Here is a 25567-nt window from a genome sequence, read left to right as displayed (position 1 = left end):
GTGTTCTAGCGATCCTGTGCACAGCGAAATCCCAGGGTGAAGTGCCGGAAATCCGGCTCGTAGGAGAACCGCACCGTGCAACGCACGTTGCTGGCCATGTTGTGGGAACCGCCCCCGCGCACGACGCGGGCGGTGCCGTGGGCGGGGCCTGTTGGATTGACGGTCGCCCCCTGATCGCCGACGTCGGCCTGATACCAATCGGCGCACCACTCCGCCGCGTTGCCCGCCATGTCCTCGCAACCGTCGGCACTGCGACCAGCCGGGAAGCTGCCCACCGGCGCCGGATAAATGAAGCCGTCCTTTTCCCGCCCTTTCGCATGCACGTCGGCCCCCAGTTTTTCGCCGCCGATATTCGCCAGGCCCCAATCCCACTGGTTGCCCCACGGCCAACGACGCGCATCGGTGCCGCGAGCGGCGCGTTCCCACTCCGCTTCGGTGGGCAGGCGCTTGCCCGCCCACGCCGCGTAGGCCGCGGCATCCCACCAATCGACGCCCACCACCGGTTTCTCGTCGGCGGTGAACGTGTCGTCCCGGCCATACTGCGCCATCGGCCGGTAAACCGGGTCCCGCAACAGCGGGTTGAAGGTCCGCCAATACCGCGGGGTGTGATCCTTGTCCGCCGGTTCGCCCGGGGGACAAAGCCGGTGGTCACCGGTCTCGCGCATCCAATCGAGGAAGCGGCGGTATTGTCCGTTGGTCACCTCATGTTGATCGATCGCATAGGCTCTTAAACGCACCTCGCGGGCCGGACGTTCATCGGCCTGGCTCCACGCCCCGCGGGCCCTCGCCGCCATCACTTCCGGTGGGTGCAGGCCTTTGCCTGCCGACGGCGGCGGCGTGAGGTCCGGATGCACCTCATCGGTCCCCATGGTAAACGCCCCGGCGGGGATCTCGACCATCGGGGCCTCATCCCGAATCGGCGCAGATTCCGCCGCGCCCAGCAACGGCGCGAGCAGGAGGAACAGACTGAACCAGCGTGTCGTCATTGGATGGAAAGCAGGTAGTTCACCAGGTCGTCGATCTGCGGCGCCGTGAGGTGCGAGGTGCCGCCATGCGTGTCGCTGCCGATGCGGCCGCCGGTATCGAGGTGGGTCTTGTTCTTTTGGGTGCGCGTTTTCACGAAATAGGTCTCGTTGAAACCCACCTCGCGGCGGTGCGGGCGTTCCGGTTCGCCGCCGATCAGCGGCTCATACTTGAACGTGCCAAACTGCGTCTGCCCCGGCACCGACACGATCTCGCGCAGGGTCCGCGCCACGCCGTTGTGCAGGAAAACCGGCGGCCGGTCCCATAACCCGCGCAGGCCGAACGGCGTGTAGTGCACCTGCTCGTCCTCCACGCGACCCGCATCCCAGGGTTCGATGTCGCGCGCGATGCCGGCGATCGCATCGAGTCGCTCCATGCTCAGCAAGGTGAAGGAACCGTCGCGCACGGTCATCGTCACTTGCGGCGGCACCACTTGCCGCGGGTTGTTGGGAAAGTCCTTCTTGGCAAAATGCGGCGCCGGATGGCAGGACGAACAACCCGTTTGGGCTTCCTCGAACAAGGCCCGCCCGCGCAGCACCGACGCGTTCTGTTGATCGAACGGCACCGGCATGAGTCGCGGTTCATTGGCCTGCCACTCGCCGACGAAGCGCTGAAAATCCCGCAGCACAAAACTCTTCCCCATGGTCGCCAGGGTGGCGCGACGGAAGAACTCGTTGCGGCGCTCCTCGATGCCGGCCTCGCTGGTAGCCTGCGAATTCATTTTGGACTGCACGTCGGCCACCGCCCGCACCGGCTCATGCGCCTCCAGCGCCCGGAAATCTCCGCCCGGGGTGATGCCGCGAAAATCGTCGGCCGGACAATGCTCCATCAGCATCGAACGCGGATCGTAAACCGACAGCGTGCCTTCAAAGAAGAAGGGCTGCAGCCCCCACAATCCGCGCTGCTGCGGCACCATCATGGTCGTGCCTTCGATCAACTGCCCCACCCGATCCTGGCCGCGTAAATATTCCTGCCCCACCACCTGACTCACGCCCCACGGGCGGCCGTCGCCGGTTTCGAGGTAGTGGCAACTCACGCAGGCGCTGTCGTGATCGGAGGAAAACATCGAGCTGTGCACCAACAGTTCCCCGCGCTCGGCATCCGTCGCCGGCACCGGCGCACGCCACACCGACGGATCAATCACGACCTCCGTCCCCGGCAGCGTCTGATAGGCATGGCCGTTGTCCGGATGTGACTGTGGATCCACCAGCGACAAGGTGCCGCCGAGGAAGTTGGCGGTCGCCAGGCGACCATCGGACGCCACCGCCAAGCCCGTGGGTTCGAAGCCCGTGCCGAAAACCCGCGTCGGGGTGAGCACCTCGCAGGGATCGGCCGCATCGACGTTGATGCGCAGTTCCTGCACCTGATTGCTCCCCACCATGCAGACATAGAGGCGGTCGCCGGTCACTTCCACCCGTTGCGGCAGGGCGCCGACCACCCGCATGAGTTCCGGCGGGATGTCGCCCTTCACGTCACCGTAAAGCGACTCCGCCGTATCCGAGGTGTAACGCACCCAGGTGCGATGCGCCTCGTAGCGGTTGGCTTTGAGCAGATGACGCAGGCCGCCGTGCGGTTCCGCCACTGGTATCTCAATCGCGGATACATCAATCGCGACCAGATCGTTCTGAATGTCGCGAAACTTGATGCCCGCCGTGCCGTCGATGGCGTCGTAAGGCCCGAGCAACTCCTGCTGGTCCTTGGGCAGCACCTCGGCGGTGGCGACATCGCGGTGCACACTGAACTGGGCCGCGGGATTGGCCGCATCCCACGTCTCGGCGCCCCACGGGTCGCGCTCTTTGCTCACCCCAAACCCGACGCCCATCGTGCCCACCAGCAGCCAATCGTGACCCGTCTGCGGCGAGCGATGAATGGCGAGATCGGACACCGCGTTCTGCACGTAGATCGCACCGACTTCGCGGCCCAGCTGCAGGTCGACGATGGAAATGTCCTGGGTGCCGGTGTTGCCCACGTAGAGGAAGCGCTCGTCGGAGCTCAGCACCAGCGAAAGAGGCTTGCTGCCCGGGTTGCCCACCGGAATGCCGGGACCCGGCGTGGTCTGGTTCACCCACTCCGCCAGTCGTTGATAGTCCGGGTCGTTGACCGCATCGGGAAACACCACCGTCTGCCCCGCGTGGCTGCGGAAATAGGGCAGGATATCGGCATAACCGCCGTCGCGCGACCGGGTGACCGCCCGGAGCAAACGGCTCTCGCGCGCCTGCCCCGGGATCAGGTGTTCGAGTGCCGAGGCAAAACTCGCGCGTCGGTCGGCGCCCGCCACAAAACCGCCCCGCGGTTCATCGTGGCACCCCATGGTCCCGCAATGCGACGCCAGCAGATCCCCCACTCCGCCCGCCGCCAGAAAGTCATCCTCCACAAACCCACCGAGCACGCGCTGGCGGCCGGTCAGCGACGGGGTCCCGTCCGCCTGGGTCTCGATCGCAAGGTCGACGACAAAAATCTGATCCAGGTAACGATTGGCCACATAGGCGGTGGAGCCATCGGCGGTGAACACCAGGTCCTGACAATAGAAGTCCAGCGGGATCTCGGCCGTCACCGTGTCGCGCACCGTATCGATCACACTCGCGAAGTTGGAAAAACGGTTGGTCACCACCAGAAACCGCCCCCCCGGATGCAGGGCCATGCGGTAGGGGCCCGAGGCCGGTGCGCCCTCTTCGTCCGCCGGCTTCAACAGGATGCGTTTCAACACCGCACCGGTCTTCGCGTCGCAAACCGCGACTTCGTGCCCCGGCACCATTTCGGAACCCAGCAGGCTCACATACAGGCGCGTGCCGTCGGCCGAAAACACCACATCGTTGGGGTGATCGCGCAGGGGCCGGGGCTCCGGCGCCGGGTTGGGGTTGGGCACCGGCGGCAAACTCTCGCGCTGCCACGATTGACCGTAGGCCCACTGCCGACTGGTGAGCCGACCAAAACGCGACAGGGCATGACCGGATGTCTGCACCACGCCTTGTTGCCGACCGTATTGGGCCGGTGGCGTGGGCGTGGCTTGGAAGGGAGCAGCGGCGAACACACCCGCTGCTCCCGGAACCACTACGGCCACAACCCCGCGCCAGAACCGGCGCGGGAAAAACGTGAGGCGAAAAAAAAGTGAGCGTGGCGGTTTCAAAGCGTGCGAAGGTAGGCGGCGAGGGCCGCGATCTCATCGGGCGTGAAACCCTGCGTGCGGCCGTGGACGTTGCGTTGATTGTGCTCGGTGAAAATCGACTCGAGCGTCGGCGCCCGGCCGTCGTGCAGCCACGGGCCGTTCCGGTAGACATTGCGCAAGGACGGCGTGTCGAACCGCGCCCGAAAGTCGTCGACCGTCTTCATGCCGAGGTCGTGCAACTTCTGATCGGTGAAGCGCGGCGCCGGATGACAGAGGTCGCAACCTGCGGCGCGGAACAGGAGTTCTCCGCGGGCAACCAGGTCCGGCGGCAGCCGGCGGCGATGCGGGTTGGGGACGACCTCGGGGGCACCGAAATACGCTTCCAGCGCATCCTGCCGAGCGCGATCGGCCACAAAACCTTCGAAGCGTTGGCCACCGGCGATGCCGTCGAAAAGGTTGGCGCGCACGGCGCCCCACATCGCCGGCGCCGTGTCGTGGCCGTTGATCAGATCCTTCGCGTTCTTCGGGTTGCCCAAACCGTCGTTGGCAAGGTCCCAGTTGAGGCCATCGACCGTGCCGTCCTCCTGGTGACAGCTCACACAACTGAACCAGTTCTGGTAGCACATGCGGGCATCGCAGGACAGCAGCTCCCCTTGCCGCCACAGCGTCATCTCCACCGGGTCCTGCAGCGGTATCGTGGCCTTGATGATGCCGCAGGTGGCATCGAGCACCGCCACGGCATCACTGAAATAGTGCGCGACCCAAAGTTCGTTGCGGCCCTCATCCAAGGTGATGCTGCGCGGCCCGAGTCCACCGGAAGGCACGCGGCGGGCGATGCCACGTTGGGCCAGGATCTCGACGTTCTCCTGCATCCGCCGCACCTGCTCCGGGGTGGTCACCGTGGCCGCGAGCTCCAAACATTCGGCGACATCGACGATCGCAATCTCGTGGATACCGGCGAGGCTCACATAGAGCCAGCGATCGTCTGACGAGAGCGCGAGCCCGGTCGGGTTGGCGGCACCTTGCAGCAAATGGTCGAGCAGGAAAGTCACGCGGTGCCCCGGGCGATCGAGATCCGCGACCGTGAAACCGTTGGAATGAATCCAGCCGCGCTCGATCTGCAGCGTCGGCATCTCGTCATGGGAAACCAGGTTCGCCACGAAGGCCCAGCGTCCGTCCCGGGTCGTCACCACATCGCGCAACATCGAGCAACGGCCGAAGTCGCGCTCCTCGAGCACGGCCCCGGTCGCCGTATCAAGAAGGGTGATACCACGGCCAAGGTTGTTGCTCACCAACACCCTCGCGCCGTCGGGTGTGACCGTCACATGGCGGGGCTGGTTGCGAACCCGCGCCTCCCAACGGACTCCGCCGTTGGTGACCTCGAGCGCGCGGAGCACATCCTCAGCCGCATCCGTCACGAAGAGGGTCGCGCCGTCGGGCGCGAGGGTGAGTCCGTTCGGCGTGGCGCCCGCCGCCCACGCGTCCGTCACCGTTCCGCGCGCCACCTCGATGACATCAACCCGCCCCGCCCATGCACAGGAAACATACAACCACCGCCCGTCGGGCGAGAAGCAGGCATCGTTCGGCCGACGCCCCACCGCCACCCGCCGTCGCACCTCCCGGCTGGCCGCATCGATCAGGGCCACCGTGTCATCGGTCGCATTGACCACGGCCACCAAGTTGCCATCGGGAGACAGGCAGATGGATTGCGGCGAAGCGTGCACCGGCGTCACCGGGCGATCGCCCCGGGCGATGGGCATCGCCATCGCAACAACGAGGATGCACCCGCAGATCCGACGCCGCATCACTTTGCCCTCCCCGCCCCCGGCAGCACCCCGAGAATTTTGTGAGCGTCCCCCTGCTCGGGTTTCGCCGGGCCACTCTGCTCCTGCCGTCGCCAGTTCACATAGGCGACCAATTGGTCGAGTTCCGTATCGCTCAGATGCGCGCGATAAGCAGGCATCTTGATCAATTGCCTCTCCAAAAAATGGCGCGCCAAGGGGTTGGCCTCCAAGCGGGCCAAGGTGCCTTCGAGCGTCCAGGCGCGAAACTCCGCTTCGTCCCGCACCAGATGCCGGTAGTCCTCACCGTCCCAAGCCGGCACCGTGCCCTTGAGGCTGCCCGGGTTCGGCGTGCCCCCGATGCCCGCCGGCCCGTGACAATCGAAGCACCCGACTCGCTCAGCCGTGCGCCAGCCCTCGTAAACCGGGTCACTCATTTCCAGGCCAAAGCCCGACACCACCTGGAGATAGGTGAGCAAATCGCTCCGTTCCGCCTCGCTCAGTCGACCGCGATACGCGGGCATCGGCACGGCCGGTTCCTCGGCCAACGCGGCGGCGAGCGCCACCAGCCGCGCCGGTCGCCCGTCATCGATCCACTCCGCCACCTCACTTTCATCGCGGCACAGCGCGGCCATCGTGGGACCATCCCAGCCGGGAACCTCACCACTGCGGGCCCCGGGATTGGCCCGGCCGCCCCGGCCGTCCACGCCATGACAGGCAAAACAGCCCTGCTCCTGCGCCACCCGGCGGCCGCGCAGCGCGGCGGTGGACTCCGGCCGGCGTATCCACCACACGGTGACAACGAGACCGGCGCCGGCCAGCGCGAGCCACAGCGCAATACGAATCCACGCGAACCCGCGGGTCCTGGTGAGGGGCATCAACATGGGGATACTGGAGGGGAACCTGCGTCGCCTCCACCACCCGCCGGGATGATCCGCGGGTGGTCTCGGCTCCGAAAAATCGGAGCGCTTGATAGGCGGCCCCCAGGCGGTTCCGCCATGCGATAGTGGTTAATCGCTGCTTATGTGCTGCGAATTGCCATAAAGTTTAGCTAATCGAAATTCACCCAGCCAGTCCCGCGTCCGCTGATCCCTTTTTAGAAGACCATCGAAAGGAGCAGCACTTCGACCAAACCGAAGATCGAGACGGCCGACAAAACCACCGTCCAACTCTTGAGTGTGGTGCGTTCGTCCCACCCGCACATGCGGCTCACGAGCCAGAAACCGGAATCATTGGCCCAGGACAGCACCACGCTGCCGTAACCGATCGCCAGGAACACGAAGAGCGGATTCACCCCGAAGCCCGTCTCGCCTGCGGCGGCCGTCAACATGCCGGTCGCGGTGATCATGGCCACCGTGGCCGAACCCTGGGCCACGCGCACGACGGCGGCGAGCAACCAACCGAGCAGCACGAAGTTGAGCTGACGGCCAGCCGCCATCGCCGTCACCGCTTCGCCGATGCCGGCGTCGCGCAACATCGCGCCAAAGGCACCGCCCGCCGCCGTGATGAGGATGATGGGACCGGCCAACTCCAGCGGACGACCAAGCATGGTGTTCAACGTCTCGCCCTTGCCACGCGCACTCCGCAGCGCCAGCAGCAGAGCCGCGATCGTGCCCGCGCCCAGCGCGACGTGTTTGTCGCCGAGGAACTGCAGCCCCATCGGCACCTCGCCGCCATTGGCCAGACCATAGACCGAAGCCGCGCCAATCATCAGCAGCGGCAACAACACCGGGAGCAGCGAACCGAACAAACCCGGCAACGGCAGTTCCGCCGCCGCGGCTTCATGGCTTTCCTCGGTGGGTTGCGGCACGAGCACCCGTCCCGCCAACCAACGCGATACGGCGAGTGCACCGATCGCCGGCAACGCGGCGCAAGCCAAGCCACCACCGATCGCCACCGCCATACTGAGGCCGAGTTCCTCCGCGACCAACAAGGGGCCGGGCGTCGGCGGCACCGTGCTGTGCGCGATCACGCCACCGGCGCACAAGGCCATCACATAAAACAAATAGTCCTTCTTGGTGCGCACTGCGAGGACTCGCGCCAGCGGGAGGAGCAGCAAAAAGACCGTGTCGAAAAACACCGGAATCGCCAACACCAGGCCGGCCAGCAACAAAGCGATGCCCGCCCGCTTCTCGCCCCACATTTTCAGCAGCGCGTTCACCACCCGTTCGGCGCCGCCGCTCACGGTGAGACATTCGCCGATCACGGCCGCCATGGCGATGATGACGGCGATGCCACCGGCCGATCGGCCCAGTGCCGCCGTCGCGTTGCCCACCGCCTGCAGCGGCGTCAGCTCCGACCAACCCCCCAGTGCGGTCACCAAGCCCACGGCTATCGCCGCGCCCATGAGGGCAAAGAAGGGGTGAATGCGCCATTTCGCGATGCTCAGCACCACAAAGGCGACGCCCACCGCCAAAGCAAACATCGGACCGCCAATCGGCGCGCCGTCGGTCGCAGCCAACACCGCGCTCATCGCGACACCTCCCCTTCAATGCGACAGGCGGAAATAACGGAAACGAATCGGCGCGACAAAGCCGCGCCGGGGAGCAGGGGTAAGGGCATCATGGTCGGGGGGTAAGGCGAATCACCCCAAGCCCTAGGTGCCCTCAACGCGAAGGCCAAGCCGTAACCGTCACTGCCCCGGCCGGAGGATAAAACGTTGAACGCTGTATCCCCGGGGGACCGCCGGGCGGAAACCTCGCCGGTTTACCAACTCGCCAACTCGACCGACGGCAGGGTGTCGTCGAGCGACTCCCGCACATCGTAGGAATTGATCGAGGCCGAGAAGGCGTTGGCCAACAGGTCCTGCAAAGTCGACTGATCTTCAGGCAACACGAGGAACGCCACGTAGCGCCCCGGCTCGACGACCGATTCGGCTTTGAGGATGTGATAGCCGCTATTGCGGATCTTGCGCGACACGTGCGCGGAAAATTGCAGCACGGCGTCGACATCGTTGCGGCGGAGTTGGTCCGCCGCTTCGTTGGATCGCATGGGCACGAACACCACATCGGTGCTGGCCCCGTAGATACCTTCCAGCGCCAACCGGAATACCGGGGTGAACGTGCGCTGGAGGTCGGTGGTTTTTCCGGCTCTCGCTCCACGCTCAACCCAGGCCACTTTGATGGCACTGGAGGCGGAAACGGTGACCGGGTCATTCGCAAGGCTCGGGAGAGTCGTTGCGAGCAAGAGAAGGAGGAGTTTGGAGAATGCACGCATGACTGATAGTGGGTTAGCTAAGTGGAACGTCTCGTTGTGGCTTAACTTTAGGCGAAACCGGTCGATTCGTCACTCGGGTCCATGCCCGGACATTGCTCAGGGCGCGCCCCCACGTAGTTCCACCCATCGCGACGGACCTCTCCCGCCGCTTGCCAAACCCGCCGTCCCTTACCACCGTTTGCCTTCCATGCATTTTTCGAATCTCCAACCCGGCCTCAAAGAACCCACGCCGCGTCTCGACGACGACGAAGATGATGACGAGGACGTGCCGTCCAAGGGCCCCGCTCCCGTCACCGCTTTGATCCAAAAGAAGTTCCTCGATCAGCGGAAAATCTTCCTGTGGGGCGCCGTGACCGACGCCTCCGCCAAGGACCTCACCGAAAAGCTGCTCTATCTCGAAGCCGTCGGCCCGGGGAAGGACATCACCTTCTACCTCAACAGCCCGGGCGGCTCCGTGACCGCCGGTATGGCCGTCTACGACACCATGAAGCTCATCAGCTCGCCCATCACCGTCGTGGTGACCGGCATGGCTGCCTCCATGGGTTCGATCCTGCTCTCCGGCGCGCCCAAGGGTCGCCGCCTGCTCTACCCGCACAGCCGTGTGCTCATCCACCAGCCGCTCATCTCCGGCCGCTTCACCGGTCCGGCAACCGACATTCACATCCAGGCCCAGGAAATGGAAAAGCTACGCGAGGAACTGAACCAAATCCTCGCCGATGCCTCCGGCCAGCCGATCGAGCGCATCAATCAGGACACCGACCGCGACTTCTATCTCAACGCCAAGGAAGCGATCGAATACGGCCTCGCCGACGAGATCGTCGAGAACGTCTGAGGTCCCCTCGCCTACTCTCGGTTTTCAGCCCCGCGTCCCTCCCCGGACCCGGGGCTTTTTATTTCTTCACGTCGGTGGTGAGCATGATGATCGCCTGCTCCCATTCCGCGCCTTGATTGAACTCGTCGGCCGCCCGCGCCGCCGCGACCCCGGCCTTCAGCCAGACGAGGCGTTGGGTTTCCGGCAAGTCCTGGGCCAAGAGATTCCGCCACACCGCAAAGGCCGTCGCGGTGTCGCCCCACGCGCTCAAGCGCTCCGCGATCTCCGCGACCAAGCCCCACTCGTCGACACGCACGCGCCGCATGTAAGCCACGACGCCCAGGGCCTCGATCGCCCCCGGACGGTTGCCGTTCTCTTCCTGCAACTCCGCAATGCGATACGCCAAAGCGAGGGACGGATCGGCATCCATGATGCGTCGGGCCAAAGCCAGTCGGTCCTCCAGCGGCGCGGCGGCCAGCGACTCCACTTGCCGTAGTCCCACATAGGACGCGAGACGACCGGGCAGTGCCTCGCGCTTCTCCCATTGTTGCGCAACCGAACGGGTCATCGGACGGTAAAGCGGATCGCCCACCACGATGCCCTGCCAGGACAGCACCGGCATGGCATAATAGGCGGCCTCGCCCAGCGTCGCGCCGCCCTCCAGCGCGCGCAGGATCAACTGCGGCTGGTGCGTGTATTCGAGGTAGGGTTCGTAAACGTTGCCAAAGGTGCCGGCGACCCCTCGCCCCACCAGCGGCGCCACCCAACCTCCGTTGTTGAAGGAGCGCAGCGAGCGCGCGGAAAAGCTGTGCAGGTGCAGGGCGATCGCTCCGGGCGCAAACTCGTAAGCCTCCGGCGCGAACGGCCCCGCGATCGAGCCCTGATACCAACCGAAGTAAAGCGCCACCCCGTCGGCCCGCGCCGTCGGTCCCAGCGCCGCCTTCTCGCGGTCCACCTGCAGGGACCAGCGCGCCGCCGCCAGCTCCTCGGCAACTTCCCCAAACCAGGTATCGCCCTGTTGGTGCGGACCACCGAGGTCGACGATCGCCCGCCCGATCAAACCGTTCCGCTCCGCCGTGAGCGCACCGTTCACGAGATTGCGCGCGGCCGGAAAACTGGGGCCGTCCAATCGCGCCACGCGCACCACCGCCGCCCGGTCCCACAGGTCGGGCGTCGCCTTGCCAAACAGGACGTTGCGCACGAAACCGTGGCGCTGCGACTCGTTGAGGGCCAGCGCTGCCAGCTCCGAATCCACCGCGGCCTGATTCGTCTGCAGGCTCTTGATCGTCGTCTCCGGCACATCGGCGGGAATCTCGTTGCTCTGCCGGATCTTCAAGGGCACGCCGCGACACGTCACCAAATAACTGATACGATGACCGGAGATCGACATGCGCACCCGCCCCGCGTCGTCGACCAGATCCATCGGGATGGCCTGCAGCCAGTCGTGCTCGATCAGCCAGGCGCGCAGCGGCTCGAGCAGTTGCTGCACGTAAGTTGGCCAATCGATCTCCTCTCCCGCCGGCAAGGGCAGCGCCACGATGTTGGCCCGCGGAATAGCGCGGCGATCGGCATAGAATCGTGCCAGCTCCACCGAGTCGGGATCGTTGAGATTCGCAACGATGACCACCCGCGCGGCCTCGTCATCGACCGGAGCGAAGACCACCGGGGCGGCCACAGTCGTCCGCCCGAGCGAAACCAGCAGCGCGAGCCAAACGAAAATCCGGCGTCGTTTCATCGCGCGGCCTGCGTGCTGAGGACCAGGTTGGCGTAGCCCACCACGCCGTTGGCGATCGCCTGCGCGATCTCGGCCCGGTAGGCGGCCGTGGCGACTTTGCGCGCCTCGGTCTCGTTGGAAAGGTAGGCCGCCTCGACCAGCACCGCCGGGCACTTGGCCAAACGCAGCACCGCAAAGCGGGCCCGTTTTAAGCCGCGATCCATCGAGTCCAGCTTCTCGCACAGGGCATCGTGGACCTGGAAACCCAAGACCGCGTTCCACGCGTCGTTGGCGTTGCCGAGCTCCTCGTGGTGGTCCGACGGATCGGCCTTGCTGCTTGAGGTCGAGCGCTGGTGTCGCGGGGTAAACACATAGGTTTCGGTGCCGTGCACCTTGGCATTGCCCGCGGCATTAAAATGCACGCTCACGAACAGGTCGGCCGCTTCGGTCTGGCCGATCAGGGCCCGCTCGGCCAACTCGAGGTAACGATCGTCGGACCGCGTCATCACCACCTCAAACCCCTGGGCCGAAAGCAATGCGGACAGTCGTTTCGCCACGTCGAGCGTGAAGGTTTTCTCCTGCAGCTTGAGCGCGGGGTTGGCGGTGCCACCGTCCTTTCCACCGTGACCGGCATCGATCACGATGCGTCGCACCGGCCGGGCGGCCTTTGCATAGGTCGCCGGACGCAGCAGCGGCGCGAGCAATTTCTCGGCGTCGAGGCGATCGATCCAAAGCTTGCCATCGCGCAGGATCGTTCCCTCTCCCATGAAGAGCCGCCGGCCGTTGTAGGTGATCTCGCGCGAATCTACTTCGAACTCGATCCTGGTCCACGCGCTGGCGAAGCGCAGCGTGCGGTGGGTTTCGGTCCACTGCCCCTTCAGGTTGTAGCGGGCGAGAAAGGCCTCGGCATCGAGGTAATTCACTCCACCGACCTTGACCGTCGCCTGTGCACCGACCGCCGGGAACGCCTCCGCCCGCAGCGAGGGTGCCAACAGACAGATCGACGCGAGGAGTGCGATGCGGCCGCCCTGGCGCGCGGCCCCAAACAACACGTCCCGCCGTTCAAGGGCGGGACGGAAAAATCGCAGCCATGAACCCATCATGGCCGGCACGACTCAGGCCTCTGCGTCCTCGTGGGACTCCGTCGGGGCGTGATCGTCGGCCTCGTGGGCCTTCGCCCCATCCGGCGCCGGCCCCTTGGGTTTCGGGTGGTAATACTTCAGCTTCCGCTTGTTGGCCGGATGCGGCGTCATCATCACGTTGATCTGACGGCCGTTGAGCTTGGGCTCGCTGTCGGCGTGGCCCATGCCCTCAAGTTCGACAATGGCGCGCTTCATCACCTCGAAACCGATTTCGGTGTGGGCCATTTCGCGACCGCGGAACTTCAGCCGCAGCTTCACCTTGGCGCCTTCGTTGAGGAACTCCTCGGCGTGGCGCAGCTTGGTGATCAGGTCGTGATCGTCGATGCGGGGGGAGAGTTCCACCTCCTTGATTTTCGACGCGGTCGACTTCGAGTGAGACGACTTCTTCTGCTCCTCGTAGACGTATTTGCCGAAGTCCATGATGCGGCAAACGGGCGGACTCGCATTGGGAGCCACCTCGACCAGATCGAGGTTGAACTGTTGCGCCAGTTGCAGCGCCTTCTCGGTCTGCAGCACACCGAGCTGTTTGCCCTCGGGTGAGATCACGCGGATCTGGGGAACACGGATCCGCTGATTGCGGCGGATGTGGGCGTAAGGATCGTTATTGCGGCGGAAGTTTCCACGACCGCCTCGGCGTTTACCGCCGCCAAAAGAAAAGGATGTAGCCATCAAATAAGGTTCAACTCGGAGAAGATCGTCACGCTTTTCGCCCGCTCCAGTGGTGAAGACAACAACGAAGTCGCGCCGATCGTGCGGGAATGGGTGGGGTAAAAACCCGTCATACGCTGAAGCTCTCGCCGCAGGAGCAGCTGGCTTTGGCGTTGGGGTTGGAGAACTTGAAACCACCCGCGATAAGTTTCGACGAGTAGTCCAGTTCGGTGCCCTTCAGGTAGAGGGCGGTCTTGGGGTCGACCAGCACCTGCACTCCGGCGGAACACACCAGGATGTCACCCCGACGCGGTTCGCGCACGAAACGCAGTTTGTAACTCAGGCCATTGCAGCCACCGCCGGTGATCGCGACGCGCAGGAACTCGCCCTGCGCTTCGCGGGCGATCAACGCAGCCACCTTCGTCCCGGCGGCCTCGGTGAGGCGCACCAGGTTCTCGTTGCCTTCCCGCACCCCTTCGAGAGGTGCGGCCGGCGGTGGTGGCGTGGCGGTGTCGATTGACATGAACAGCCGCAGACTATCGGGCGCTCCGCGCACAAATCAAGCGACCTTCCCCATCCGTTCCGCCCATAGGTCTCGGTTTTTGACGATTTTGTGTAAGGAATCGCCCCGCCGTTGCGCCTCATGAGGCAAACCACGATGACCCGGCCAGAGCAGCACGAAACCTTTCAACAATGGATGACCGACCACCCCGGCATCCTGCACAAGGTCGTTCGCTCCTACGCCGATCGTGCGGCCGATCGCGAAGACCTGTTGCAGGAAATCCAACTGGCGCTGTGGCACGCCATCCCGGGATTTCACTCCGGCAGCAAGGCCTCCACCTACATCTACCGCATCGCGCTCAACCGCGCGATTTCGTGGGTGCGCAAGGAGAGCGCGACCCGTCGCCGCCATGAACAGCTCGCCGCCGACGTCCCGGTCGAAACCACCGCGCGCGAGGACCCCCGCCTCGCGCTCATTTACGCCGAAATCCGGCAACTCAACAAAGCGGAGCGCGCGCTCATCCTGCTGCATCTCGACGGATTCAACTACGAAGAGATCGCCGCCACGCTCGGCATCACCACCACCAACGTGGGCGCCCGTCTCACCCGCATCCGCCAAAAACTGGCCGCCAACCTGAAGGACAAATAAGCATGAGCCTCGAAGAACTCGAAACCACCTGGAGCAACCAGACCGCCTCCGCCTCCCCCGCCGACCAGGCCCGCGAACGGATCGACCAAGCCCAACGCAGTTTTCGCCGCCATACCTGGCTGCTCGTTGTCGGTTTGTTGGGCAACTTGATCGGGCTCGCGTTGCAACTTCACCGCGTGGCCGTCATGCCGGAGCGCACCCTCGCCAACAGTGCCTGGGAGTTGCTCATCCCCGGCCTCACGCTCCTCATCTGCCTCGGCGGCGCGGTATTGCTGTATCGCGCCCACCGACGCTACCAAGCGCTCAAACACGACACCCGTCGCTGCCTCGAACTGGTGCTCAAAGAAAAACGCCAGGAGATTTCCGCCCTCACGCTTTGGATTCCCGCCACTTACCTGGCGTTCCTCGGCCTCATCGTCCTGAGCAAGTTTCAATCGATCGCCGCCGGCTTCGAATCGCCGGGCAACGCTTGGTCAGGCGTGGTGATGGCCGCCGCCTTGTTCATCTTCATCAGCGCCTTCCTCATCCACCGCGCCCACGCCTTCATCAAACCCGAAGTCGCCGACCTGGACCGCACGCTCAGCTCATTGCTCGCCAGCTAAGCGCCACGCCAGATCCACCGCCCGCGCAAAACTGGTCGCGCTCGCGATCCCCTGCCCGGCGATGCCAAACGCCGTGCCATGATCCGGACTCGTGCGCACATGCGGCAGGCCCAGCGTGACATTCGCCGCATTGTCGAAATCGATCGTCTTGAGCGGCGCGAGTCCCTGGTCGTGATACATCGCCACCACCACGTCGAAATCCCCCCGCAACGCGCGACCGAAAACCGTGTCGCCCGGCAAGGTCCGCGACAGTCCGCCAAACTCCGGACGCAATCCGTCGAGCACCGGATCGATGAACTCCCCTTCCTCGTCGCCCAACAAGCCGTCTTCGCCCGCATGCGGATTGAGCCCGCAGACCGCGATCCGCGGTGCCGCCACATCATCCGCCGCCGCCAGCGCCGCCGCCGCGCGCACCGCACGTTCCAAGACCGCCGGCGTAAGCGCGCCCGCCACGTCGCGCAGGGGCAGATGCCACGTCGCCAACACGACCCGCAGCCGATCACTGCGAAACCCCATCACCGGTTCGCCGCCCCAAGCCGCCGCAAAAAATTCCGTCTGCCCGGGATGCGGATATCCCACCGCCGCGAGCTCCGCCTTGCTCACCGGTCCGGTGACCACGCCGCTGAACTCTCCGCGCGCACAACCCGCCGCGGCCACCTCCATCGCACTCCAAGCCAAACGCGCCCCCACCGCGTCGGGCTTTCCGGCGACGGCCGTGTAGTCGGCCGGTCCCACCGCCTGCTTGCCCCCGGACCGCGGCAGCTCCTCCAGCCACCCCGCCGGTCCGATCACGGTCACCCGCTCCGCTGCCGCCGGATTCTCCGCCAGCCAACGCGCAATGATCTCCGGTCCCACGCCGGCCGGGTCACCACAGGTGATTGCCAAGGGTTTCATGCCCCGTCGCCTCCGTCGCCGCGCCCCCGTCGCGGCCGCGCGATCGCTCGCTTTCCCTCCGCAAAGAAAGCGAGAAAGGTCCGCGCTTGCTCCGTTTCGGCCTTGGGCAACAAGTCCGCCGCGATGACGCGCATGTTTCCACTCGGGCGCATCACCGCGCGAAACGCTTCCTTCACCTCCCGCATCGCTTCACGCGGCCAGCTCCGGCGTTTGAGTCCGACCAAGTTCAACCCCGCGATTTCGTTCCGATCCGCCACCATGCAGAAAGGCGGCACGTCCGCGGAAATCGGAGACAGTCCACCCACCATCACAACCGGTCCGATGCGGCAGAATTGATGCACCGCCGCGTTTCCCCCGATGAAAGTGAACTCACCCACATCCACGTGCCCGGCCAACAACGCACCGTTGGCCAACACCACATCATCGCCGACGCGGGCATCGTGGCCCGCATGCGAGTTGGCCATGAAAAAACAACGGTCGCCGATCTCCGTGGCTTGGTCCTCATAGATCGACCGATTCAGCGTCACCCCCTCGCGTAGCACACAGTCCGCCCCGACCCGCACCCACGTGGGCATCTCGCGTTTGAAGGCGAGGTATTGCGGATCCCCGCCGATAACCGCCCCCGGGTGCACCACGGTGCGATCGCCAATCTGCGCCCAGCGCGTCACGACTGCGCCCGGCATCACCTCGACGTCCTCGCCCAGGGCCGCGGCCGAATCCACGTGCGCGCCCGGATGTATCAATGTTCCCATGACATGACCTAATGCTTCGACCGACGGTCCCCCGTCAAGAGATCGAGCTGCCCATCGCGCAACAACTCGTAGTTCTTCAGGAGGCGGATCACCTGCAGGGTGTCGCTCTTCCGGTAGTTTCGGTTCACCTCCACCTTCTCGATCAGGTCGAGCAACATGGCGCGAAACGAGATGATGCCATCGACGCCCCGCTCCTGCAGCAGCGCCACGCTCTGCGAGCGATAGGGCTCCTGGGTCGGCAGTCCCGGCAACACGAGGATCTTCGTCGGCTCGTCCCCCAGCTCCGCGTCGGCCTCCGCCGGAAACAGTTTGGGCACCTGCTTCAGCACTTCCTCCTCCAGGAAGCGCAGGATCTCCGGCGATCCCTTGAGCGTCGCGGCGGAAAACACCCCGGTGTGCCACGGCTTCACCGCCACCACCGCCCGATGCACGAAGGGCAACTCCGATGAAAACAGGAAGAAGTCCGGTCGCCGCGATCCGCGCTGCCAGGTCGGATTGTAGACCAGCAGGTCGATCTCCTCCTCGGAGTGCTTCCTGCGGGACTGCACCTGATACTTGCGCACCTGCCGCACGAGGAAGCCGTTCTGCTCAAAATACTCGCGAACAATGCCTTCGTCGATCGCCGACATGTTCGGCATGCAAACCCGCTCGAGCCGCCGAAGCCACGCAAATCACGCCGCGCCGACTTCGCGCCAAATCGCCCGCACGAGCTCGAGGTCCACTTCGTCCCGTGTCGCCGCCCGTCCCACGGCCTCCAGCACCACGAAGCGCAGCCGCCCCGCCCGCACTTTTTTGTCCTGCGCCATCGCCGCGACCAAGGCCTCGACTGCGAACTCACCGCGCAAGGCCACCGGCAAAGCATGCGCGGCGACCGTCGCTTCCACGCTCGCAACCACCACGTCGTCGACCAGGCCCAGCGACCGCGACAAACGCGCCGCCGCCGCCAAGCCGATCGCGACCGCCTCGCCATGCAGGTAAACCCCGTAACCCGCGACCTTCTCGATCGCGTGGGCAAAGGTGTGGCCGAGGTTGAGCAGTGCCCGCCCTCCCGACTTGGCCGTTTCGAACTCGTCGGCCTCCACCACCCGCGCCTTCGCTGCGCAACACCGCCGCACCACCGCGGCGATCCGATCGCTCCCCCGGACCAAGGGCGTCGCCGCCAGATCCGCGTAGAGCTCCGCGTCTCCCAGCAAGCCGTATTTGATCACCTCCGCCATGCCCGCCGCAAACTCGCGCGCCGGCAGGGTGCCGAGCAGGTCGGTCGCCACATACACCGCTCGGGGCTGATGAAACGCGCCGACGAGGTTCTTGCCCGCTGCCAGATTGATGCCGGTCTTCCCCCCCACCGAACTGTCGACCATGGCCAGCAAAGTCGTGGGCACCTGATAAAAGGCCACCCCGCGCAGGTAGCTCGCCGCCGCAAACCCGGCCAGGTCGCCAACCACCCCGCCGCCGCAGGCGATCACCACCCCGCCCCGGTCCAATTTTTGCGCGGCCAAAAACTCCCACAACTCGGCGATCACCCGCGCCGATTTCGCCCCCTCCCCCGGCGCCACCGTGAAGCGCGGCGCATCGCCAAACATACGGGCCAAAGCCTCCGCCTGCGCCGTCGCCACCGCCTCGTCCGTGACGACCGCAACTTTTCGACCCGCCGCCCGCAGCGACGCGACCTCCGCCGCGATGACCTCCGCAAGGTCCCCGCCGAACTGAATCGGATAACTGCGGTTGCCGAGATTGACGGTGAACTGGTCGACCATGACCGCGTTAAAGGTCAGCCCAAGCACCGGGTCAATCCGGGGACCGCTCCCCCGCCCGTATTTCCGAACGGCTCCACCCGTTTGTCCCTCCCCCATCTTGTTCGCAAAATTTTTACACCTTTTGTGCCAATCTTTGGCAGTTACACTCGACGGAGCCGCTTCCATCGCGAAACTCGCGATCACGCGTGCGCCTGGCCCAAAACAGGCTGAACTCCCCACTCCCACTTTGAACACTTCAATGCGACTCCCTCGTTCGCGACATCTGCTCGTCGCCGCCCTTTGCGCATGCTGCGCTTTGAGCTCCGCTTGGGCGCAGGGCAACAGCCTCAACAAAACCAACGGTAACGGTAAGTGGAAGGACACCGGCTCGTGGGAGAACGACGGCGGCGGCACGCCCGAAAACGTGCCCGGCCCCAGCGACCGCGCCATCATCAACAGCGGCGTGCTGCAGATCTCCGGCAACGAGTCCGTGGGCGAACTCCGCCTCGGCGGCGGCGACCTTACCGGTTACGACGAATCCATCGATCTCGAACCCGTTGTGGATGACGTGCTCACCCTCATTGGCGGTTCCTTCGACTCCGAGTGGACCGGCGGCACGATTGACGACCTGACTCTCGTCGTCGGCACCGGCGCGACCCTGAATATCAACCACAGCACCGCCGGCACGCTCTCCAATGCCGTGTTGGAGACGCAAGACGACGCCACCGTAAACTGGTTGTCTGGCGACATCCTGCTCAACAACGCCTCCGTCATCAACAACGCCGGCACGTGGAACGCGGTCGTCGACGCCCGCATCCGCCACTCCAGTGGCTCGATCGGCACCTTCAACAATCTGAGCACCGGCATCTTCCGCAAACAGGGCTCACTCGGCTCCGGATTCGACGACATCTTCAACAACGATGGCGCCCTTTTCGTCGAGGACGGTTTCCTCATCATCGACGGCGGCGGCACCATGTCGGCCTCCGGCACCATCAATGTCGCCAGCGGTGCCTCGATCTACTTCAGCCAATCCTACTCCATCGCCGACGCCGGGGGGCTCAGCGGCAGCGGCCTTTACCTGCTTTCCAGCGGCACCCTCACGCTGGACGGCATTGCGACCGTCACCTTCCGAATGGACGGCGGCGCGCTCACCGGCGACCACACCTTCGCCAACGGTTTCCAGTGGAACGGCGGCGAGATCAAGAACGGCTCCACGCTCAACGACCTCACCTCTTCCTTCGAAATCAACGACGCCGCCGGCAACACCCTCACCGGCCACAGCTTCACGAACCAGGGCACCGTGTATTGGAACGATGGAGACATCCTGCTCAACGCCGGCACGACCTTCACCAACCGCGGCACCCTCGAGGACAACGCGGCCGATCCCGGCGAGACCCACTCCGTTCGCACCTCCTCCGGCGCGACCGGGTCCTTCCTCAACGAATCCGGCGCGACCTACACCTTGGCCGGCGGCGGCACGAGCAAGTTCGCCGTTGCGTTCGAAAACCAGGGCGCGGTGGCGCTCCACGACGGCAGCACGCTCGTGCTCGATGGCACCGGCACCAACCGCAATGGCGCCTCGCTCACCGCCAACACCGGCACGACCGTCGTCTTCGACAACGACTTTGTCGTCGAGGAGGCCCTCGACCTGCTGGGTGGCGGCCAGTTCACCCTCGCCGCCGGCACGCTCACGATGAACGGCACCGTCAACGCACCGGACTTCACGATCGATGGCGGCACGCTGGTGGGCATCAACAGCTTCAACGCCGGCCTGGTCTGGAACGGCGGCATCCTCGGCAGCGCCGGCACCACCCACAATACCGGTGACTCGGCGATGTCGATCAACGACCCCAGCGGCAACACCCTCGACAATCACCACCTGATCAACAACGGCCAGGTCACCTGGAACGACGGCGACATCCTGCTCAACAACGGCAGCTCCATCACCAACGACGGCTCGTGGAACGACCAGGCCACCGACTCCGGTGAAACGCACAAGATCCGCACCTCCGCCGGCACCGACGCCTACTTCAGCAACCAAAACACCTACACCAAGGACAGCGCCGGCACGACCGAGATCGCGGTCGACTTCTACAACGACGGCGCGGTCGTGGTGAACAACGGCACCCTCATCCTCAGCGGCAACGGCACCGCGTCCAGCCTCGCCACCTTCGACGTCGCCAATGGCGCCGCTCTCCGCTTCACCGCCGACTACGCGATCACCGACGCGGTTGGCCTGCTCGGCGACGGCCTCGTCGCGCTCGACTCCGGCACCCTCACGCTCGACGGCTTCGTCAGCTCCCCCGACTTCGCCATCAACGGCGGCATCCTCACCGGCTCCCACACCTTCCTCAACGGCGCCAACTGGAACGGCGGCACCCTGCAGGACGGCTCGACCTACAACCAGCCCAACTCCGTCTTCGCCATCAACGACGCGAGCGGCAACACGCTCAACAACCACTTCCTCGACAGCTCCCACGTCATCGCCTGGAACGACGGCGACATCCTGCTCAACAACGGTTCCTGGATCTCCAACCAAGCCGACTTCGATGACACCGCCGCCGGCGTCGGCGAAAGCCACCGCATCCGCACCTCCTCCGGCAGCGGCGCCCAATTCGTCAACTACCTCGGCGCCTCCTACAACAAGGACAGCGACGGCGAGACCATTCTGGACGTCACCTTCCTCAACGACGGCACCCTCAACGTGAACTCAGGTCGCCTGGTCCTTGCCGGCGGCGGCAGCACCTACACCGGCGGCACCCTGTTCGTCGACGGCGGCTCCGAGCTCGCCTTCACCAACGACTACGAAATCGGCGACGCCAGCAGCCTCACCGGCTCCGGCCAAGTCCTGCTCGAAGCCGGCACCCTCTCCCTCAACGGCACCGTCAACGTCCCCGATTTCACCATCAACGGCGGCAACCTCAACGGCACGATCACCTTCGCCAACGGCGCCAGCTGGAACGGCGGCAACCTGCAATTCGCCGCGCTGACCAACGACACCGAGTCGCTCTTCACCATCAACGACCCGAGCGGCAACACCCTCGTCGGCACCTTCTTCACCAACAATGGCGAGGTTGAGTGGACCGACGGTGACCTGCTCCTCAACACCAGCACGTCTGTGTTCAATCACGGCACCTGGACCGACACCGCCGCCGGCGCCGGCGAGACCCACAAGATCCGCGTCTCCAGCGGCTCCCCCACCTCCTACTCCAACACCGGCACCTACGAGAAGAACGGCGAAGGCACCACCGAGTTCGCAGTGCAGCTTTTTAACGACGGCCTCATCGACGTGCAGAGCGGCACCCTGCTGCTGTCCGGGGCCGGCAGCACCAGCTCCGTCGGCTCCTTCAACGTCGCGAGTGGCGCCGAACTCGTTTTCAACAACGACTATGATTTCACCAATGGCATGAGCCTGACCGGCTCCGGTCTCGTGAAGCTTCAGCAGGGACTCGTGTCGATCTTCGGCGACATCGCAGTGCCCAACTTCACCCTCACCGGCGGCACCCTCGTTGGACTCCACACCTTTCATGCGGACGCCACGCTGAGCGGCGGCGCGCTCGGCGACGGTTCTTCCTTTGGCACCACCACCAACGCGGTGGGTTCCACGTTCTTCTTCGACGCCACCACCAACCAGATCAATGCCCAACTCTTCAACAACGACGGCGAGGTGCAGTGGCTCAGCGGCGACTTTCTGCTGAACAATTTGGGTGGCATCAACAACGACGGCACCTGGATCGAACAGACCAACTCCGACCAGCGCATCCGCAGTAGTTTCGGCACCCCCGGCATCTTCCTCAACGACGAGACCGGCGTTTTCGAAAAGCGGGGCACCGGCCTCACCACCTTCGACGTTGCCCTGACAAACCACGGCACCATCGAAATCTACGACGGCGATCTCGCCTTCAACGACGGCGGTCATGTCGGCCCCACCGGCAGCATCGACGTCGCCGCCGGTTCCCAAGTCACGTATGGAAGCACCTTCAACGTGGACACCGGCGCCGTGCTCTCGGGCGAAGGTGATCACGTCGCCAATGGCTCGTCCTTCACCCTCAACGCCGACGTCGACGGCAACTTCGTGCTCGCCTCCGGCACCCTCGATGGCACCCAGCAGATCAACGGCACTCTCACCATCGAGGGCGGCAAAGTCGGCGAGGGCGGTACCACCACGATCGCTCCATCAGGCTCCCTCGTGCTGGCCCATGGCAGCGGCAACGTCTTCTCCGATCGCACCGTCGACAACCAAGGCAGCGCCTCCCTCGTCGATGGAGACCTGAACCTCGACAACGGCAGCATCTTCGAAAACTCCGGCACCCTCGACTTCGATCCCAATCTGACCGCCGCCGACTTCGCCATCCGCACCAACACCGGCTCGATGGGCTACCTCAAGAACCTCGCGGCGGGCACAATCTGGCACCGCGGCGACGGCACGGTCTCGATCTATGTGCCCTTTGAATCCGATGGCGACTTCTTCACCAACTCCGGTCGGGTGATCCTGCTCGGTGGTGGCGCCTTTGGCGCGGACGCGGTGATCGCCGGCACGACCGGCGGAGAGTTCGTTTTCAACTCCGACACCAGCCTCGTGGATCTCGGCACCCTGCAGGGCAACGGCACGTTCCGCGTCGAAGGCGGCACTCTCGACGCTCCCGGCACCCTCGACGCCGAACTCATCGTCGACGGCGGCATGCTGCACGGCGACGTGGCCGTGGCCGGCATCCTGGAGTTTGCCACCGACGGGTTCGAATTCGGGCATTCCCTCGACGTCGCGAACTCCGGCCTGCTCATCCTCGATGCCGCGTCCGGCCTGTCGCTCGACGGCACCGGACTCACCATCGCCTCCGGCGGCGCGATGGACTGGCTGAGCGGTGACCTCACCCTCGGCCTGTCCAACTCCTTGGCCAACCAAGGCACCATCACGGTCAACGCACTGTTTGCCAATCTGGCCTACGCCGACTTCGCCAGCCTGGCGGGGCTTTCCAACGGTCTCACCGTTTCAGCCCTCAGCGCGGTTCCGACTTTCAGCAACGACGGCACCCTGCAACTCAGCGCCAATACGGGCAGCTTCGCCATCCGCGTGCCGTTCACCAACACCGGCACGATCGACCTGCAGGGCGGTCAACTCAGCCTCTACGAGAACTCCACCTTCGACGCGTCTTCGGACATCCTGCTCGGCGCCGACACCGAATTCCGCGTCGATGCCGGCACCACCTCCATCTCCGACGCCGGCATCTTCAGCGGCGACGGCGCGTTGGTTCAACTCGGCGGCCAACTCAACCTCAACGGTCGGCTCGAGGTCGACCTCCACCTCATCGAGGGCCACCTCAACACCACCGCCCTCACCCTCTCCCGCGAGTTCCGCCTCGACGATGCCACCCTGTCCTCCGGCGCGACCATCGACTTGGTCGACGGGGCCAACGGTCGGTTGAACCCCGTTTCGCTCGACTTCGGCACGACCCTCTTCTCCGTCGATGCCAGCAGTCAGTTGACCTGGCGGGGCGGTTCGCTGTTCGCCAATGCGGGCGGCGGTTTCAATATTGCGGGACTCATGTTCGCGGAATCGGATGACGCCTTCGGCTCCGCCACCGGCACCCCTGGCGCGTTCACGCTGCAAAAGACCGGCCAGTTCCGCAAAACCGGTGGCACCGGCACCACCGCCTTCGACGTGCCGGTCACGATCGACGGCCGCTTCGAGGTTCACACCGGCTCCGTCGATTTCAATGCCCCCGGCACCTCGGATGGCGGCACCTTCGACCTCTGGGCCGGCACCACCCTCAACCTCAACCACGACTTCACCTTCGGCGACGGCACGGTCGTCAGCAACGGCGGCAGCCTCGTGCTCGACGGCGGCACCTACACGATCGATGGCGCCGTCACCTTCGGCCCGGCCGCGCAGTTTCGCTCCGGCACCTACACCGGCACGCACACCCTGTCCGGCAACATCACTTGGCTCGGTGGCGAATTCGACGCCAATGGCACCACGACGATCGGCGAAGACGGCCTGCTCGCCCTGGCCACCGCGCAAACCTACCACCTCAACCGGGACTTCACCGTGGATGGCCAGCTCGCCCTGCAGGGCAGCGACCTGACCGGCTCGGGCGTGACCCTCACCAACAACGGCGCCTTTTTCATCGTCAGCGACAGCACCGTCAGCTCCGCCACCAACGATTTTGACATCCAAAACAACGGCGTGATCGGCAAGGTCGCCGGCAGCGGCACCGCCACGATCGACGTGCCCGTCACCAATGCGGGCACCGTCTTCTCCGGCAGCGGCATTCTGCATTTCGCCGACACTTTCACCTTCGACGGCGGTTCGATCGGTGTGGCCAACGGCGGGCAGGTCACCTTCGCCGCCCCGCTCGCGCTGCCCAAGAGCACCGTCCTCGCCGGCAACGGCACCATCACGGCCGACATCAGCACCGGCGGCACCGTCTCGCCCGGCGCCTCCGTCGGCAGTCTCACCATCGACGGCGACCTCACCCTCCTCAGCGGCGCCTCCTCCTTCTTCGAAATCGATGAAGTCAGCGCCGGCGTGCTGAGCGCGGACCTCACCACCGTCACCGGCACCCTCACCCTCGCCGGCGACCTCGAGCTGTCTTTCCTCACCACGCTCGATCCAATTTCGACCGACATGTTCACGCTCTACACCGCGAACAATCTGCTCGGCCAATTCGACAACGTCGCCAACGGCGGCCAGCTCTGGACCCACGTCGACGGCGGCATGGGCGGCTTCACCGTCAACTACGGCGCCTCCAGCCTCTTCGACCCCAACAGCGTCATCCTTTCCAACTTCGAGTTCACCCCGGTCCCCGAGCCCTCCACCTGGGCGCTCATGATCACCGGCTTGGGAATCGTCGTGGTCCAGCTCTACCGGCGCCGCCGCGCCGCTTGAGCGCCCCACCCGCTCCGGGGCCCTTCTCCGCCGGGCGCCCCCACCACGTCAGCGGCTGTGGTTGACTGTCGTTCAACCGCGAACGACCCGAGCCGACATTGTGGTG

General features: G+C 65.2%; 18 protein-coding genes. 4 read left to right on the top strand and 14 right to left on the bottom strand.

Annotated features, from left to right (window positions below; all coding sequences use genetic code 11):
• Window positions 1–5 precede the first annotated feature (5 nt).
• From AC0MRV_RS13155 to AC0MRV_RS13130, 6 genes are all read right to left on the bottom strand, one after another.
• The gene (locus AC0MRV_RS13155) at window positions 6–986 is read right to left on the bottom strand and encodes a formylglycine-generating enzyme family protein (protein ID WP_472764941.1); all 981 of its coding nucleotides are present in this window, start codon (window positions 984–986) and stop codon (window positions 6–8) included.
• Window positions 983–4054, bottom strand: coding sequence for a YncE family protein (locus AC0MRV_RS13150; protein WP_472764940.1), 3072 nt, complete (start codon window positions 4052–4054; stop codon window positions 983–985). The genes AC0MRV_RS13155 and AC0MRV_RS13150 overlap by 4 nt, the downstream gene beginning before the upstream one ends.
• Before the next feature lie 92 nt (window positions 4055–4146).
• Window positions 4147–5889, bottom strand: a complete 1743-nt coding sequence (locus AC0MRV_RS13145; protein WP_472764939.1) for a YVTN family beta-propeller repeat protein — start codon at window positions 5887–5889, stop codon at window positions 4147–4149.
• Between the two features lie 44 nt (window positions 5890–5933).
• A complete protein-coding gene (locus tag AC0MRV_RS13140; RefSeq protein ID WP_472764938.1) occupies window positions 5934–6788 on the bottom strand; it encodes a cytochrome c in 855 nt (284 codons plus the stop codon).
• Window positions 6789–7006: 218 nt separating this feature from the next.
• Entirely contained in the window at window positions 7007–8383 is a 1377-nt protein-coding gene (locus AC0MRV_RS13135; RefSeq protein ID WP_472764937.1) for a GntP family permease, read from the bottom strand.
• Window positions 8384–8616: 233 nt separating this feature from the next.
• A complete protein-coding gene (locus AC0MRV_RS13130) occupies window positions 8617–9126 on the bottom strand; it encodes a hypothetical protein (protein WP_472764936.1) in 510 nt (169 codons plus the stop codon).
• 187 nt (window positions 9127–9313) lie between these two features.
• Here AC0MRV_RS13130 and AC0MRV_RS13125 point away from each other — a divergent pair, with 187 nt between their 5' ends.
• Window positions 9314–9958 carry a ClpP family protease gene (locus AC0MRV_RS13125; RefSeq protein WP_472764935.1) on the top strand — a complete coding sequence of 215 codons (645 nt, stop codon included), beginning with the start codon at window positions 9314–9316 and terminating at the stop codon, window positions 9956–9958.
• Between the two features lie 58 nt (window positions 9959–10016).
• On the opposite strand, the gene AC0MRV_RS13120 is transcribed toward AC0MRV_RS13125, so the two are convergent.
• The 4 genes from AC0MRV_RS13120 to AC0MRV_RS13105 all read right to left on the bottom strand — a co-directional run bounded on the left by AC0MRV_RS13120 (window position 10017) and on the right by AC0MRV_RS13105 (window position 13964).
• The gene (locus tag AC0MRV_RS13120; protein ID WP_472764934.1) at window positions 10017–11672 is read right to left on the bottom strand and encodes a TIGR03790 family protein; all 1656 of its coding nucleotides are present in this window, start codon (window positions 11670–11672) and stop codon (window positions 10017–10019) included.
• Window positions 11669–12754, bottom strand: a complete 1086-nt coding sequence (locus AC0MRV_RS13115; protein ID WP_472764933.1) for an N-acetylmuramoyl-L-alanine amidase family protein — start codon at window positions 12752–12754, stop codon at window positions 11669–11671. Before AC0MRV_RS13115 ends, AC0MRV_RS13120 begins: the two co-directional genes overlap by 4 nt.
• A gap of 12 nt (window positions 12755–12766) precedes the next feature.
• Window positions 12767–13462: a translation initiation factor IF-3 gene (gene infC, locus AC0MRV_RS13110; RefSeq protein WP_472764932.1), complete on the bottom strand. Its 696-nt coding sequence runs from the start codon at window positions 13460–13462 to the stop codon at window positions 12767–12769.
• Between the two features lie 109 nt (window positions 13463–13571).
• Window positions 13572–13964 carry a HesB/IscA family protein gene (locus AC0MRV_RS13105; RefSeq protein ID WP_472764931.1) on the bottom strand — a complete coding sequence of 131 codons (393 nt, stop codon included), beginning with the start codon at window positions 13962–13964 and terminating at the stop codon, window positions 13572–13574.
• Window positions 13965–14084: 120 nt separating this feature from the next.
• On the opposite strand from AC0MRV_RS13105, the gene AC0MRV_RS13100 reads away from it, so the two are divergent.
• Both AC0MRV_RS13100 and AC0MRV_RS13095 read left to right on the top strand, forming a co-directional pair.
• Window positions 14085–14591, top strand: a complete 507-nt coding sequence (locus AC0MRV_RS13100) for an RNA polymerase sigma factor (protein WP_472764930.1) — start codon at window positions 14085–14087, stop codon at window positions 14589–14591.
• Window positions 14592–14593: 2 nt separating this feature from the next.
• On the top strand, window positions 14594–15193 hold the full coding sequence (locus tag AC0MRV_RS13095; protein ID WP_472764929.1) for a hypothetical protein: 600 nt from the start codon (window positions 14594–14596) through the stop codon (window positions 15191–15193).
• On the opposite strand, the gene pdxA is transcribed toward AC0MRV_RS13095, so the two are convergent.
• Genes pdxA through aroB form a run of 4 tightly spaced genes read right to left on the bottom strand, consistent with a single transcriptional unit; the run spans window position 15176 to window position 18596 of the window.
• A complete protein-coding gene (gene pdxA, locus AC0MRV_RS13090; RefSeq protein WP_472764928.1) occupies window positions 15176–16087 on the bottom strand; it encodes a 4-hydroxythreonine-4-phosphate dehydrogenase PdxA in 912 nt (303 codons plus the stop codon). The two genes, AC0MRV_RS13095 and pdxA, sit on opposite strands and share 18 nt — an antisense overlap.
• Window positions 16084–16839, bottom strand: a complete 756-nt coding sequence (gene lpxA, locus AC0MRV_RS13085; RefSeq protein ID WP_472764927.1) for an acyl-ACP--UDP-N-acetylglucosamine O-acyltransferase — start codon at window positions 16837–16839, stop codon at window positions 16084–16086. The genes pdxA and lpxA overlap by 4 nt, the downstream gene beginning before the upstream one ends.
• An 8-nt stretch (window positions 16840–16847) precedes the next feature.
• Window positions 16848–17477 carry a hypothetical protein gene (locus AC0MRV_RS13080; RefSeq protein WP_472764926.1) on the bottom strand — a complete coding sequence of 210 codons (630 nt, stop codon included), beginning with the start codon at window positions 17475–17477 and terminating at the stop codon, window positions 16848–16850.
• 33 nt (window positions 17478–17510) lie between these two features.
• Complete coding sequence (gene aroB / locus AC0MRV_RS13075; RefSeq protein WP_472764925.1) at window positions 17511–18596, bottom strand: 3-dehydroquinate synthase; 1086 nt, start codon at window positions 18594–18596, stop codon at window positions 17511–17513.
• 238 nt (window positions 18597–18834) lie between these two features.
• Between aroB and AC0MRV_RS13070 the strand changes: the two genes are divergently transcribed.
• On the top strand, window positions 18835–25461 hold the full coding sequence (locus AC0MRV_RS13070) for a PEP-CTERM sorting domain-containing protein (RefSeq protein WP_472764924.1): 6627 nt from the start codon (window positions 18835–18837) through the stop codon (window positions 25459–25461).
• Window positions 25462–25567: the final 106 nt, after the last annotated feature.

The sequence above is a fragment of the Actomonas spartinae genome (genome assembly GCF_051209155.1).
Lineage (GTDB): Bacteria > Verrucomicrobiota > Verrucomicrobiia > Opitutales > Opitutaceae > Actomonas.
The sequence above is the reverse complement of the archived record's forward strand: the minus strand, read 5'-3'. Positions and strand labels throughout refer to the sequence as shown.